Genomic DNA, 15,466 nt, shown 5'->3' with positions numbered 1-15,466 from the left:
ACGAGCTTAAAAAGCCCTTAAGACTATGCAAAAGAAAATCGCAAACTTCCTCTTTTCAACCAAACTTACTGCTGTTTTATTTATCGTATTTGCTGTTGCCATGGCTGTTGGTACCATTTTAGACCGTAATATGGATACTTCACCAACACCTTACACCAGAACTTTGATATACAACGCTTGGTGGTTTGAGACGATTATGGTCTTTTTTGTCATCAATTTTATTGGTAACATTTCACGTTATAAGCTTCTTAGAAAAGAAAAATGGTCTATCCTAATTTTGCATATATCTTGGATTCTAATCATAGTAGGAGCTGCGGTAACCAGATATATTGGTTATGAAGGTATGATGGCGATAAGAGAGGGTGAAACAGAAAGCCAGTTTAGATCTCAGAAAACATACATAAGCGGAAGAATTCTTGGTGATTACGAAATTAATGGGCAATTACAACAACGAAATATCATGGAAGCGGTGGATTTTTCACCTCGTCTAGATAATGATTTTGAAAGAACTTATGATTACGGCAATTCTAAAATTACCTTAAAGCTTCGAGAGTTTATAAAGGGTGCAGAAAAAGACATCATTCCAAATGATAAAGGTGAAAGTTATCTAAAAGTTGTTGAAGCTGGTGACGGTAGTCCACACAATCATTTTTTACAAGAAGGACAAGTATCTAGTCTGCATAACGTACTTATTTCTTTAAATAAAGAACAAGACGGAGCCATTAATATTTATAATACAGAAGAAGGACTTTTTATAAAATCTCCGTTCGAAGGTGAGTACATGACCATGGCAACAGGTCAGACGGGTTTATTGGTGAAAGATAGTTTACAACCATTAGCATTACGTTCGAGATATGTTATAGGAAATATGCAATTAGTATTTCCAAAACCTGTAGTTAAAGGTGTTTTTGGAATTGTAAAAAAACCAACCATACTAAAGGGTGATGACGATGGAGTAGTACTGGATGTTACTGCCAATGGAGAAACTAAAAGTATTAATCTATTGGGTGGACAAGGAATTTATAACAGACTCGAAGAAATTAAAGTTGGTGGCTTAGAGATTGCCTTGCGTTACGGTTCACGTTTAGAACAATTACCTTTTGAAGTAAAACTTAATGATTTTATTGCTGAAAAGTATCCTGGTACGGAGAAAGCGTATTCGTCTTACGAAAGTAAAGTAACCGTTTTAGATAAAGAGAAAGGTGATTTTGATTATCACATTTACATGAATCATATTTTAGACCACAGAGGTTACAGGTTTTTTCAGGCGAGCTTTGATCCAGATGAAAAAGGTACCATACTTTCTGTAAACCATGATCGTTGGGGAACGTATATTACCTATGCAGGTTATATGTTATTGTATTTTGGGTTAATGGCTATTTTATTTGCTAAAAACACAAGGTTTGATGATATAAGAAAACGTCTAAAAAAGCTCAAGGAAAAGAAAGTGAATATGATGACTATGATGCTTCTGTTTTTAAGCCTTTCAGGTTTTGCTCAACAGCATTCATCAAATGATGGTCATCAACACAATCAACAACCAATTAAGGCGCAGTTAGACTCTATTCTGAAAGCTAATGTTGCACCAGTAGAGCATGCAGATAAATTTGCAGAATTAGTCATACAAGACTATAGCGGACGTATGATGCCAATACATACTTACGCGTCTGAAATGTTGAGAAAACTCAGCAAAAGCGATACTTACGAAGGCTTAAATGCTACTCAGATATTCTTATCCATACAAGAGAGTCCTGTGCTATGGTATAATATGCCAGTGATTTATTTAACACCAAGAAAAGCAGATTCCATAAGGACTATAATTGGTGTAGATAAAGATCAAAAATATGTAAGTTTATTAGATTTCTTTACAGAAGATAGACGAAACAAATTAGGGCCATACCTTGAGGCTGCTTTTGATGCAAAGGTACAAGGTGGTTTTTTAAGTGAAGTAAAAAAGACCTACGAGCGCTTAAGTTTATTGTCTGATGCTATCGAAGGAAGAAATATAAAAATGTTTCCTGTACCAGAAGATGAAAATAATAAGTGGATATCATCTTTTGAATATACCCAGGAAGGTTATAAAGATGTTATTCAAGATTCGTTATATAGTGCTTTTGTTAGCAAAGGGTTTAACTACTATTTAATGACCTTAAATAATGCAAAACAGTCAGGCGATTTTACCAATGCAGACAGATTATTAGAAGATTTTAAGCGTACACAGCAAAAGTTTGGTAGTGAGGTAATGCTGTCTGATGAAAAAGTAAAATCTGAAATATTATACAATAAGTACGATATATTTAAGAAGCTGTTTAGTTACTATATGTATGCAGCGACCTTGTTATTTGTATTTATAATAATTCAAATTTTAAACTCTAAAGCCAAATGGCTAAAAGTTGTAATAAATACTCTATTGGTTATAGTTTTTGGTTTGTTTTTACTACACACCTTCGGGCTAATTTGGAGATGGTATCTATCTGGTCATGCACCATGGAGTGATGCCTATGAGTCTATACTTTTTGTGGCGTGGTCTACTATGTTGTTTGGTTTTATCGTAGGAATAACGAAGCAAAAAACTAAATCAGATAAAAAAGATGCTTCAAGTAAATTTTCATCTATTATTAGTAATAAAGGAAGTGTTTCGAGCTTAACAGTGGCTTCAGCTACGTTTGTGGCCTCAATGATGTTGATGATCGCTCATTGGAATTGGATGGATCCTGCTATAGCAAATTTAGAACCTGTTTTACAAGGCTATTGGTTAATGATTCACGTATCTGTAATTGTTGGTAGTTATGGGCCATTTGCTTTGGGTATGATATTAGGAATTGTGACTTTACTTCTAATGGTTTTTACCACCAAAAAGAATAAAAAGCACATGAATATTAATATTAAGGAACTGACAATCATTAATGAAATGGCGCTTACTGTAGGTCTAGTAATGTTGACTATTGGAAACTTTTTAGGTGGTATGTGGGCCAACGAAAGTTGGGGACGTTATTGGGGCTGGGATCCAAAAGAGACTTGGGCTTTAATTAGTATTATGGTTTATGCCTTTGTTATACATATGCGAATAGTACCGGGATTACGTGGCAGATGGTTATACAATTTAATGTCAGTGCTGGCTTTTGGTAGTGTTTTAATGACCTATTTTGGTGTTAACTTTTACTTAGCAGGATTACATTCTTATGCTAGTGGAGATCAGATCTTGAGTTTTCAGTTTATAGCCATTACCTTAATAATCATTGCCGTTTTAGCTTTCTTAGCATATAGAAAATATAAGATTTACTATAAATAGTCTAAACTTTATCTTTCAGTAGAAATCTTTAATAGTTATTTTTTCTTAAATTGAGGTATTAAAACTAACCCTCAAAAATGGACTACTTCAAAAAATTAGGAACTGCGAATGTACTAATGTTGATTTTGTGTGCAGTAATTATACTTGTTGCTGAATATTTATTTTTAACAGGAGATCAAATGCACGGTTTATTCATTGGTCTTTGGGCACCTACTTTGTTAGGTGTTATGATTTATTTAAAACTCGTTGATAATGGTAGCAAATGATATTGTATTATGGTTTTCTGTCATTGTTATAGTTTTGGTTGCTCTCTGGGCAATCCTAATGATACGTGCTTATAACAAAGCTAGTGAGAAGAAAGATTAAACAGTTCTTTTAGATAATTCAATATGAAAAAATGGTCAGTACTGTTCATATTCATGATGTTTTTCTCAACTTGTTTAGATGCTCAAATTCCTATTGAAAAGTTTCGAAAGGAGATTTCACAACTAAAATCAGAATCTGAAAAAGATACCTATTGGCAAAAACTTCATAAAACAGATCAGGATACTCTGCTAAGATTACCTACTGATAACATAACAAATTACGATTCTTTATCTACAAGTCTAATGATAAAGACAGTTCTGATGTTCAATATTCATGGCATTAAGGTTTACAAGAAAAATAACACTGTTCCTATACTCAATTTCACTCATAATTATATCGGAGAAGCCAATCTAATTTTCTGGCCAATTATTGCAAAATGTCTTTCAGTTGGTGGTTATATAAATACTTTCGCTACTGGTTTTCCTGCGTATCAGTTAGAAGCGATTTCAAATAATTTTTACAAATATTCTTTGGTTGGGAAGAAAGAAAAATACGCAGAACTTGTCCAAAAATTAGACACAGCGCAAAACGATTCAATTATTCCAAAACTTGAAGCTGCTTATCAAAGACAAAAACAGTTAAGGACGTTGGGAGTTGTAGATATCTTGGGTAATTGGTATGAGCAACCATTTAAAAACTTAAAAGAGGAGTATTGTTTTCAAATTGTTAGACTTTCAGACCAACATATTTATATAAAGCATGGTGGGTATCTGCAGAAACTAATTTTATTGGGTGTTGATGATGGCTTGAAAAAGTATAAAATTGAAAACGAGCCATTTGACTGGTATTATCAACTTGATAATGAAAATCGTCTTAAATTGCTAGATCAAAATAATTCAATTCTTATTGAATATTCTCAATGCAATTAATGAGTGTTTTTTTAGCTTAATCTTGAATATTCAAAAATAATATGCATATTTGTGCTATTATGATTGCCTAATTTACCCATCGGATATAAATCGTCACTACTTCATGTGATGTAAAATTGTTGAACATTTCAATATGTTCAGCTATAATTAATCGTACATTTTTAGTTATGCAATCAAATAAAGTTTCAATACGTCAATTTTTCAAATATTTAAAAATCGCAGTTTCTGGTAAAGAGCAGGAATTCACTTCAGGTAGTATTCGTAAAGCTGTTTTTATGCTTTCGGTTCCCATGATTTTAGAAATGCTAATGGAATCTATCTTCGCAATCGTTGATATTTTTTATGTTTCTCAAGTCAGTGTAAATGCCGTTGCAACAATAGGTTTAACCGAGTCTGTTATTACATTAGTATATGCTGTTGCTATAGGTTTAAGTATGGCTGCAACCGCAGTTGTTGCCAGACGCATTGGTGAGAAGGATAGGGAAGGAGCTTCACAAGCAGCAGTACAAGTGTTAGGATTAGGTATTATAGTAGCTGCTATAATAAGTGTTGTAGGTATTCTTTTTCCAAAGGAAATCCTACAATTAATGGGAGGTGAACCCGATTTAATTGCTGAGGGTTATGGGTACACCCAAGTGTTACTTGGAGGAAATGTTACCATAATGCTTTTGTTTTTAATCAACGCCATTTTTAGAGGAGCTGGTGATGCATCTATAGCCATGTGGGCTTTGGTGTTATCCAATGGTTTAAACATCATTTTAGACCCAATTTTTATTTTCGGTTTCGGTCCAATACCAACATTTGGTGTAGAAGGAGCGGCAATCGCTACAACCATTGGTAGAGGTACGGCAGTTATTTTTCAACTTTTAGTATTGTTTTATGGATGGAGTAAAATCAAAGTTGGTTTTAAAGACTTAGTGCTTAGAGTAGCAGTCATGCTTAACTTAATTAAAGTGTCTCTAGGTGGTATAGGTCAGTTTTTAATAGGCACATCTTCATGGGTATTTTTAATGCGTATTATGAGTGAGTTTGGTAGCGAAGTATTAGCCGGTTACACCATAGCTATACGTGTTATGATGTTTACCCTTATGCCTGCTTGGGGAATGAGTAATGCTGCTGCAACATTGGTTGGTCAGAATTTAGGTGCTCAAAAGCCAAACAGAGCAGAAGCTTCTGTTTGGAAAACGGGAAAGTATAGTGCAATTTTTATGGGATTTGTCTCTATTGTTTATCTCATTTTTGCACCACAAATTATATCATGGTTCACGCAAGAACCAGAGGTAATTAAAAATGGAGCACTTTGTCTAAGGATTATAGCCGCTGGTTATGTATTCTATGGTTACGGAATGGTAATCATAAATGCTTTTAATGGTGCTGGTGATACCAAGACACCAACTTGGATTAATTTTATTTGTTTTTGGTTGTTTCAATTACCACTTGCTTATATCACAGCATTAATGTTAGACATTGGACCTTTAGGTGTTTTTATTGCGATAACTTTAGCTGAAGTGTTGATTACTATTTTAGGACTTATATGGTTTAAAAAAGGTCATTGGAAAACAACACAGGTTTAAGATCATTTCGTGGTATTTTTTCTTAATTTTAAGTCCATAATAAAGAAGCTATGTCAAAAGATAAATTAGGATTGAATACCATTTGTACACAAGTTGGTGAAGTAAAGGACGAACAATTTAAAGGAGCAATTTCTCCCATATATTTAAGCTCATCTTACGAATTTTTAGATGTTGATGTAAAGCGCTATCCACGTTATTTTAATACACCAAATCAAGAATACTTAGCAAAGAAAATAGCTGCTTTAGAACATACTGAATCAGCTTTGATTTTTGGATCAGGCATGGCAGCTATTAGTCATATGTTTTTGGCGTTTTTACAAAAAGGTGATCATTTAGTTGTACAAAACACGCTATATGGTGGAACGGTTAATTTTATAAAAGAAGAATTTCCAAAATATGGAATAGAATACACCTTTACTAATGGTTACAAAGTTGAAGATTTTGAAGCGGCTATTCAACCTAATACAAAGCTCATTCATATTGAAACACCTTCGAATCCATTATTGACTATTACAGGTATTAAAGCCATTGCTAAGCTTGGTAAAACCAAAAATATCGTAACATCTATTGATAATACGTTTGCTTCGCCAGTAAATCAAAATCCGATAGATTTGGGTATAGATATGGTAATGCATTCTGCTACAAAATATTTTGGTGGTCATAGCGATATTTGTGCAGGTGCAGTAGCAAGTTCTCAAGAGCACATTGATAAAATTTGGAATGTAAGTAAGAATCTAGGAGGTAGCCTTAGCGATATGACGGTCTGGATGCTAGAGCGTAGTATGAAAACTCTAGGCTTACGTGTAAAAGCGCAAACCAAAAATGCTATGAAAATCGCAAAATGGCTAAACAAACATCCAAAAATTGCTAATGTGTATTATCCAGGTTTAAAATCGCATCCTGAGCATAAATTGGCAAAATCTCAAATGAAAGGATTTGGTGCTATGCTGTCTTTTGAGCTTAAAGAAGGTCTTGATGCTTATCAATTTCAGAAAGCATTAAAACTCATTAAATCTTCAATGAGTTTAGCAGGTGTAGAAAGTACCGTGATATCTCCACACTTAACTTCGCATGCACTTTTAACGCAAGAAGAGCGTGATAAGGTTGGGATAAGCGACCGACTAATTAGATTTTCAGTTGGTATTGAAGATGTAAAAGATTTAAAACGCGATATAGATAAGGCTATAGCTGCGCTAAAGTAGTTTTTGGTTTGCGGTTATCTGTTTTAAAGCTAATACCAACTTGTATTCTGTTGAGATTGTTTTTGCGAATGTGTTGCTTCAGGTAACCTATTTGTAATTGTGAGTAGCTAGTAACGTTAAAACCAAAACCTGTGTAAAATCTATTTTCATGAAATACCTGATCTTGAAAGTTTACAAAAGGTTCTTCTGAAACGTTTATGAAAACAGTATTACTCAAATTATATTTCAAACTTAATCGATATCTAAATCGATTTTGAAGTTCATTTCTGTTTGAAAAGTCTAAAAAGCGTTGCTCAAATCTAGCTCTATGTTGAATACTAAATTTAGACTTTGTTTGGTTATATGTGTACTGTTCATAAACACGATGCTCATGTACGTTGGGTTGATGGTCAAACTCAAAAACAGTCTCTATATCTAAATAAGCATAGGCTACCCCTAAGGTCTGATTTTTTTTTAAGTGATAGTTTCCTCGTAAAGAAATATAAGCTAAGTTATAGTTTGAAGACGCTTCATAAAATCGTAATTCGGCCCAAGGATTTATACTAAAGCGCTCGTTTAATCTATGATGACTCCCATAAGTATACCAAGAGCCTAAATGATTTTCTGATGAATTTTGGGCTTTGAGGTTAGTTGTAATTAAAAAGATAAATACTAGAAGTAGAATTCTCATGTGATTTACAATCTATGAGTTTGAGAATTAATATTCAGTTAAGTGAATGAAAAAGAGGAGCTCCATGAGAGCTCCTCCTTGTCATGGAATTATTAAACATGGTCTGTTAAATGATGGTGTTCATCAATTAATGGACCTCCTTCTATAATTTGATCAGAAGCTTCACTTGCAAATTTTTCAAAATTCAAGTGGAATGAGTGTGCTAATTGAATAGCTTTACTAATGTAGGCTCCTTTTTGTAACCACGTATTCATTGGGTCTAACATTTCTGTAGGAACATTAGGAATATATTTTGGCATGTATAACCCAAAGATTGGATGTTGCTCATAATCTACGCTGTCTAACTCTCCATTTAGAATAGCAGTAATCATAGCTCTTGTATATTTTAATTTAATACGAGAACCAACTCCATAAGGTCCGCCACTCCAACCAGTGTTTAGTAACCATACATTAACACCAGCTTCTTGCATTTTGTTGCTTAACATTTCTGCATATTTAGTTGGGTGTAATGGCATAAATGGTTCACCAAAACAAGCAGAGAATGAAGGAACAGGCTCTGTAATACCAGCTTCTGTACCAGCTACTTTAGCAGTATATCCAGAAATAAAGTGGTATGCAGCCTGACCAGGTGTTAACTTTGAAACAGGAGGTAATACACCAAAAGCATCACAGGTTAAAAAGAATATATTCTTAGGATTATCTGCATAAGATGGCTGTTGTATGTTATCTATGTGGTAAATAGGATAACTCACACGTGTATTTTGTGTTATGCTACTATCCATATAATCTACTTCACCGTTGTCTTTAAAGATTACATTCTCTAAAATAGCACCAGGTTTAATAGCTCTATAGATGTCTGGTTCTTTTTCTTCAGTTAAATCAATAACCTTGGCGTAGCAACCACCTTCAAAATTAAAGATTCTGTTTTCAGATGTCCAGCCATGCTCATCATCACCAATTAATTTTCTGTTAGGATCAGCAGATAGTGTCGTTTTACCAGTACCTGATAAACCAAAGAAAATGGCTGTTTCTCCATCTTCGCCAACATTGGCAGAACAGTGCATTGGTAATACATTTTTATCAACAGGTAGTATCATGTTTAGAGCAGAGAAAATCCCTTTTTTCATTTCACCTGTATATGCAGAACCACCAACTAATGCTATTTTTTTAGTGAAGTTAAGAATTGAGAAGTTACCTTGTCTTAAACCATATTTTTTTGGTTCAGGACATTCATAACCAGGTGCACAAAGCACTAGCCATTCTTCTTCAAAATTTTCTAATTCTTCTGCAGTTGGTCTTAAAAACATATTGTATATAAACATGTTAGACCATGGATATTCTGTTACAGTTCTAACTCCCATTTTGTATTCTGGGTCAGCACCTACAAAACCATCACGCACGTAAATTTCTTTACCACTCAAGTATTTTTCTATTTCACCTTGTAAATAGTCGAAATTTTCTGGTGATATGGCTTTGTTTGTTTTTCCCCACCAAACTCTATCTTTAGTATAATCGTCTTTTACTAAAAATCTATCTTGAGGTGAGCGTCCTGTAAATTTTCCAGTGTTAATGGCTAAGGTGCCATTAGAAGTTTCTTTGCCCATTCCTTTTTCAACGGTAATGGCTTGTAATTCTTCAGGAGAAAGATTCCAATGTGCTTTGGTATCTTTCAGTCCATACTTTGTGAGGTCTCTAGTTTTCATAATCGGATCTTTTAATAATGTTTCCATGAGTTAAAAATTTTAAAATGGCCAAATCAATGGCACTAAGGTTAATGTTGTTATTAAGAAGAGTAGAAGCAACGGTGCACCTACTTTTACATAATCAATAAATTTGTATCCACCTGCTGTCATTACCATAGCATTTGTAGTAGTACCTACAGGAGTTAAAAATGCTGTTGAAGCACTAATAGCTACGGCTATCATAAATGGTGCGGCAGATAGACTTAATGTGTTGGCTGCAATAATGACAATTGGTGCCATTAGTACTGCAGTTGCAGAATTATTTATCACTTGGCTAAAGGTCGTTGTAAGTAGAAATACTCCACCTAGTAGTACGATTGGATGTAATTCGCCTAAAGAATTAACTAATCCATCGGCAATAAGTTTTGCAGTTCCTGTTTTTTGAAGTGCTAATCCCATAGGAATCATAGCTGCAATCATAACTACACTTACCCAACTAATCCCTTTGTATGCTTTTGGTATTGGTACACATCCTGTTATTAATATAATACCTGCTGATATTAATGCGGCAACTGCACCAGGAACAATTTTAAACACTAATAATCCAATCATTAATACTAATGCAAAAAGTGCTATATAAGATTTGTAAGTAATATTGGTTACCGTTTTTGCCATACCTTCAGGACTACCAATAATTACTAGGTTTTCATGATAAGTTTTAAGTTGTTCTATATCGTTCCAAATTCCTCTGATTAAGAAAGCATCACCAGCTTTAACCACAATTTCTCTATCTGTAAATGGTTTATTGTTTCTAGATGCGGCCATAAGTTGAACACCAAATCGTCTAAAGTATCTTCCAATTCTTAAGCGTCTGCCAACTAATGTAGAATTTGGTGTTACAATAATTTCAGTCATACCGACCTCTTGATTAATTAAATTATTACGCAACTCATCTGCAATAGGTTCTAATGGTAGTAATCCTAATCTAAATTTTATCATTAATGCATTAATCGCTTCGGTAGTCCCTTTAACAGTTATAATGTCATGATATTTAAATTCAGTGTCATTTGAAGGAAATTCAATAAAAGCTTCATTTCCCTTAAGTAGATTAGGATGACGACGTTTAATTCTCAATATTGAGACTTGATGATTGTCCTCAAAATTCCATTTGCCAATATTGGTGCCAAGCAAGGGAGATACAGAACGTACTCTTAATCGGTAATAGTCACCTTCTACCTTGTAAGCTTCAATCCATTTGTGAAGCGTTGTACTAATATCTACAGGTTTATTGTTGGTTTTATTACTAGGTAATAATTTGTAGCCAATAAATCTAAAGTAGAGTAGTGCAATTAATAAAAGAGGAAGACCAATTAACCCAAATTCAAAGAAAGAAAAGCCTTCTAAACCACTTTCTAACATGGTATTATTAACAATAATATTCGGTGGTGTTCCGGTTAGTGTGAGTAAACCGCCAGTATTAGAGCCAAATGCCACAGGCATTAATAGTTTAGAAGGTAATGTCCCAATACTCCATGCAGAAGATATTGTTACAGGCATTAGTGTTGCTACTGTACCAGTATTACTAACAACACCAGATAGTAAACCAGAGCCTAAAGTTGTGATTAATAAAAGCTTTGTAATGCTTTTTCCAGCCATTTTTATAAACTTCTGACCAGCTAAGGCTGTCCAACCAGTTTGAGATAAACCTTCACCAATAATAAATAATGCAGCAATCATTATTACAGTAGGATTGCTAAAGCCACTTAAAGTTTCTTGTAGGTCTAAAATTCCAAAAAGAAATAAGCTGAGCATAGAGAGTAGTGCAATAATGTCTGGTGTAAATTTTCCCCAAATGAAAAGGATAATTGTAACTGTTAAAATGACCAGCATTAGATTCATAATGGTTAGTGCTTTAAAATCTACTGTAAAGTTAAAGGCAATACATACCAATATTTATGACGAATGTCATGCTTTTGAGGATTTACGAATTATTCAATTATTGGTAGATAATAGAATAACAATTCAAAGAAAATTTAAACGAAACCGTTTGCGAAATAGAAAGAAGATGAAATTCTATATACTTTTTAATATTTTTGACATTAGAGAAAAACTAAAAACACATGAAATTAGACATTTTAGCCATCGGAGCACATCCTGATGATGTAGAATTAGGTTGCGGAGCTACAATTGCAAAAGAGGTAGCAAATGGCAAAAAAGTTGGAATTATAGATTTAACAAGAGGAGAACTAGGAACAAGAGGTACGGCAGACACTAGAGATGAAGAGTCTTTTAATGCAGCAAAGATTCTTAATGTTTCTATGCGTAGTAATATGGAGTTTACTGATGGCTTTTTTGTTAATGATAAAGAACACCAAATAGAGCTTATAAAAGAAATACGAAAGTATAGACCAGAAATTGTGCTATGCAATGCCATAGATGATAGGCATATAGATCATGCTAAGGGAAGTAATTTGGTTAGTGATGCTTGTTTTTTGAGTGGATTGAGAAAAATTGATACTAAGCATGATGATGTTGACGATTGGCAAGAACCTTGGAGACCTAAAGTAGTATACCATTACATACAGTGGAAAGATTTAGAACCAGATATTATAGTTGATGTTACTGGTTACATTGAAAAGAAGATGGAAGCTGTTTTGGCATATAAAACACAGTTTTTTGATCCAGACAGTAAAGAACCAGAAACACCTATTTCTAGTAAAAATTTTACGGATAGTATAATTTACAGAGCAAGAAATGCAGGAAGACTTATTGGTACAGAATACGGTGAAGGATTTACTGTAGAACGTTATCCTGCAGTAGATTCATTATTTGATTTAAAATAAGTGCAGAAAACGTTTTGTAGAAAAATGTAAATAATTTACATTTGCAGTCCAATTTTAAATGGTGGTTGTAGCTCAGTTGGTTAGAGCGCCTGATTGTGGTTCAGGAGGTCGTCGGTTCGAGACCGATCTTCCACCCAAAAATACAAAGCCTTTCAGTAATGAAAGGCTTTTTTTGTATATCTATTTAAAGTTGTTATTCTGTAGCTTTATCAACAACTGGTTTATTTGCTCTATTTGCAATTTCCCATGCTGTGTAAAACACCAATCGAGCTCTGTTTTCTAGTAAATCATATTCAATTTTGTCTGCCGTGTCACTAGGTCTGTGATAATCATCATGTGTACCATTAAAATAAAAGATTACTGGAATATTGTTTTTAGCAAAGTTGTAATGATCTGATCTGTAATAAAAACGATTTGGGTCATTATCATCATTAAAGGTATAATCTAATTCTATGTTACAGTATTTTTTGTTTACCTCTTCCGAAATATTATGCAAATCTGTACTCAACTTGTCACTACCTATAAGATAGACATAGTTTCTATCACCTTCTTTGCGTTTTGGGTCTGTTCTACCAATCATATCTATGTTTAGATTTGCAACTGTGTTTTCTAAAGGAAAAATAGGATCATTATCTGTATAATGCCTAGAGCCTAAAAGACCTTTTTCTTCACCTGTAACATGAAGAAACAAAATAGAACGCTTTGGTCCATGTCCTGCTTTTTCAGCTTCTTTAAAAGCTTCTGCTATTTCTAGTATTGCTATAGTACCAGAGCCATCATCATCAGCACCATTATATATTTCACCATTTTTAATGCCTTCGTGGTCTAAATGTGCAGAAATTACAAGAATTTCATTTGGCTTATCTGATCCTTCAATAAACGCTACTACGTTTTCGGAAGAAATTTGCTCAGACTTATTTTCTATTTCTAAATTTAAGTTCGTTTTAAGTGCTTTTGCTTTATCATCTTCCAAAATTGAAGGGTGTAATGCTTTCGCTAAATTCTCATTAACCATTAACATCACCAATTCAGCATTATTACTTTTTAGAGATAATCGTCCTGAAGTTCCACTGGCTGCTTGCCTTTGATAATAAGGCGCATATCTGGTAAACATATATTCGTCTAAAAGAATCAATCCTTTAGCTCCATTTTCTATGGCAGCATCTCTTTTGCTAGATAAAGACTGACGACCATTTGTCCATTTGGTATCTTCCTTGCTTCCTGTTGTAACGTAGTTTCCATCGGTATCCTTAGGTTCACCAGCTTTGGCTAAAACAATTTTGTCTTTAACATCTATGTCTTTATAGTCCGAGTATTTTTCAGAATGAATTCCGTAACCAACATAAACTATTTCTTCTGTTGAAATTTTTGTGTTACCAGATGCTCTTAAAACAATATGCTCTTCAAAACTTTTAAAATCCTTACCATTTACAGATAATTTTGCTTCAGATACACTTTGTTTTTCTAGAGGAACTTCTTGGAAATAATCGTCATCACCCAATGGTGTTTGTATTCCTAATGTTTTATATTGATTTTTTAAATACTCAACGGCCATTTTTTGCCCTTTTTCACCGGTTTCTCTACCTTCAAATTCATCCGAGGCATATTTATAGAGCATTTCTTTAAGTTCATCAGCAGTAATGGTAGAAGCATATTTTGTTGGGTCTACAACTTTAGCTTCATTCATTTGTACCGAAGCTGTATTACTTTTTGAAGAACTTCCGCAATTAGTGATTAAAAGCGAAGCAAAAAAGATTAATAATATTTTTTTCATTTTATACATATTTATTTAATCGTAACAATTTTGAATAAAATTACGAAAATCGGAATTATTGAAGAGGTTTTTTGATTTTTCTTTAAGCAAAGCTTAATTCTAGATTATTTCAGGTTTTAAGCGTTCAGGTGAATTTGCCAAATACCATGCAGTTGCAAAGATGAGCCTTGTGCGTTTTGCGAGTAAAGGATAATTTATTTTATCTGCAGTATCTGTTGGCTTTGTGTAATCTTCGTGCTCACCATTAAAAAAGAAAACTACAGGTATGCCTTTTGTTGCAAAGTTATAATGATCAGACCTGTAATAGTAACGATTAGGGTCTCCAGTGTCATTATACTCATAATCTAAATCTAAATTTATAAAATTATAATTGGCTTCTTGAATTATAAAGTGAAGCTCCGTACTTATACGGTCTGCACCAATTACATAAATATAGTCTTCATTTCCATCATCTAAATGCCTTTCATCTACACGACCAATCATATCAATATTAAGATTGCTTACCGTGTCTTCTAATGGAAATATTGGGTTGTTGGTGTAATATCTAGAACCATGGAGTCCAACTTCCTCACCAGTAACATGTAAGAATACGATACTACGCTTAGGTCCATAACCATCTTCTGTGGCCTTTTTAAAAGCCTCAGCCATTTCAAATACAGCTGCTGTACCAGAACCATTGTCGTCTGCGCCTGGATAAATTTTACCATCTACAACTCCTTCATGATCTGAGTGAGCAGTTATGAATATATATTCATCTGGAAACTCTGAACCCTCTATATAGGCAATGACATTCTGTGATTCTTTTAAATCATCTGGTAAAACCGATTTTGGTACTATTTGATAATAATCCGGATGGGTTTTAGGCGGTTTTATTCCTAGCGAGTTATAATAACCTCTTATATAGTTACAGATATCATTATGACCTGTTTCTCCAGTCATACGTCCATAATACTTTTCTGAAGAAACTTCCTCTACGTAGAGTTTAAGCTCCTCAGTAGTAATGGTTTTTAAGTATTTTTCAACAACATTCTTATTGTCATAAGAAATGCTATCTTTTAATTGTTCAATTTTCTCACTATGTCTTAATGTAGCGCAAGAACCTACAAGAATAAGTGCTGAGGCAACTAATACTTTCATTTAACTAAATATTTCTAACGGATTAACTTTTGTTACAAATTCTAATAATCATTCTCT

Annotated in this window: 11 protein-coding genes and 1 tRNA gene; 7 read left to right on the top strand and 5 right to left on the bottom strand. The window is 33.7% G+C overall.

Annotation, left to right across the window (positions count from 1 at the left end; all coding sequences use genetic code 11):
* The first annotated feature begins 25 nt into the window (after positions 1-25).
* The 5 genes from ACXAFS_RS09815 to ACXAFS_RS09795 all read left to right on the top strand — a co-directional run bounded on the left by ACXAFS_RS09815 (position 26) and on the right by ACXAFS_RS09795 (position 7,303).
* Positions 26-3,292, top strand: coding sequence for a cytochrome c biogenesis protein (locus tag ACXAFS_RS09815; RefSeq protein ID WP_475306662.1), 3,267 nt, complete (start codon positions 26-28; stop codon positions 3,290-3,292).
* Positions 3,293-3,369: 77 nt separating this feature from the next.
* Positions 3,370-3,558: a hypothetical protein gene (locus ACXAFS_RS09810; RefSeq protein ID WP_076621073.1), complete on the top strand. Its 189-nt coding sequence runs from the start codon at positions 3,370-3,372 to the stop codon at positions 3,556-3,558.
* Positions 3,559-3,681: 123 nt separating this feature from the next.
* Positions 3,682-4,527, top strand: coding sequence for a hypothetical protein (locus tag ACXAFS_RS09805; RefSeq protein ID WP_475306660.1), 846 nt, complete (start codon positions 3,682-3,684; stop codon positions 4,525-4,527).
* A gap of 167 nt (positions 4,528-4,694) precedes the next feature.
* Complete coding sequence (locus tag ACXAFS_RS09800; protein WP_475306659.1) at positions 4,695-6,101, top strand: MATE family efflux transporter; 1,407 nt, start codon at positions 4,695-4,697, stop codon at positions 6,099-6,101.
* A 50-nt stretch (positions 6,102-6,151) separates the two neighbouring features.
* Positions 6,152-7,303, top strand: coding sequence for a trans-sulfuration enzyme family protein (locus tag ACXAFS_RS09795; RefSeq protein ID WP_475306657.1), 1,152 nt, complete (start codon positions 6,152-6,154; stop codon positions 7,301-7,303).
* On the opposite strand, the gene ACXAFS_RS09790 is transcribed toward ACXAFS_RS09795, so the two are convergent.
* The 3 genes from ACXAFS_RS09790 to ACXAFS_RS09780 all read right to left on the bottom strand — a co-directional run bounded on the left by ACXAFS_RS09790 (position 7,284) and on the right by ACXAFS_RS09780 (position 11,605).
* A complete protein-coding gene (locus tag ACXAFS_RS09790) occupies positions 7,284-7,973 on the bottom strand; it encodes a DUF2490 domain-containing protein (protein WP_475306655.1) in 690 nt (229 codons plus the stop codon). The genes ACXAFS_RS09795 and ACXAFS_RS09790 overlap by 20 nt on opposite strands.
* 92 nt (positions 7,974-8,065) lie before the next feature.
* On the bottom strand, positions 8,066-9,703 hold the full coding sequence (gene pckA, locus ACXAFS_RS09785) for a phosphoenolpyruvate carboxykinase (ATP) (RefSeq protein ID WP_475306654.1): 1,638 nt from the start codon (positions 9,701-9,703) through the stop codon (positions 8,066-8,068).
* Positions 9,704-9,715: 12 nt separating this feature from the next.
* A complete protein-coding gene (locus tag ACXAFS_RS09780; protein ID WP_475306652.1) occupies positions 9,716-11,605 on the bottom strand; it encodes an SLC13 family permease in 1,890 nt (629 codons plus the stop codon).
* A gap of 170 nt (positions 11,606-11,775) precedes the next feature.
* On the opposite strand from ACXAFS_RS09780, the gene bshB1 reads away from it, so the two are divergent.
* Together bshB1 and ACXAFS_RS09770 are read left to right on the top strand one after the other, a co-directional pair.
* Positions 11,776-12,498, top strand: a complete 723-nt coding sequence (bshB1, locus tag ACXAFS_RS09775) for a bacillithiol biosynthesis deacetylase BshB1 (RefSeq protein ID WP_475306650.1) — start codon at positions 11,776-11,778, stop codon at positions 12,496-12,498.
* A 60-nt stretch (positions 12,499-12,558) separates the two neighbouring features.
* Positions 12,559-12,634, top strand: a tRNA-His gene (locus tag ACXAFS_RS09770).
* A 57-nt stretch (positions 12,635-12,691) separates the two neighbouring features.
* Here the strand turns inward: ACXAFS_RS09770 and ACXAFS_RS09765 are convergent.
* Entirely contained in the window at positions 12,692-14,272 is a 1,581-nt protein-coding gene (locus ACXAFS_RS09765; RefSeq protein WP_475306649.1) for a M28 family peptidase, read from the bottom strand.
* Between the two features lie 99 nt (positions 14,273-14,371).
* Positions 14,372-15,409 carry a M28 family metallopeptidase gene (locus ACXAFS_RS09760; RefSeq protein WP_475306648.1) on the bottom strand — a complete coding sequence of 346 codons (1,038 nt, stop codon included), beginning with the start codon at positions 15,407-15,409 and terminating at the stop codon, positions 14,372-14,374.
* Between the last annotated feature and the right edge of the window lie 57 nt (positions 15,410-15,466).

The organism is Winogradskyella sp. ABM4_392, from assembly GCF_056160445.1.
Note: the sequence above shows the minus strand (reverse complement) of the source record. Positions and strands in the feature narration are given on the sequence as shown.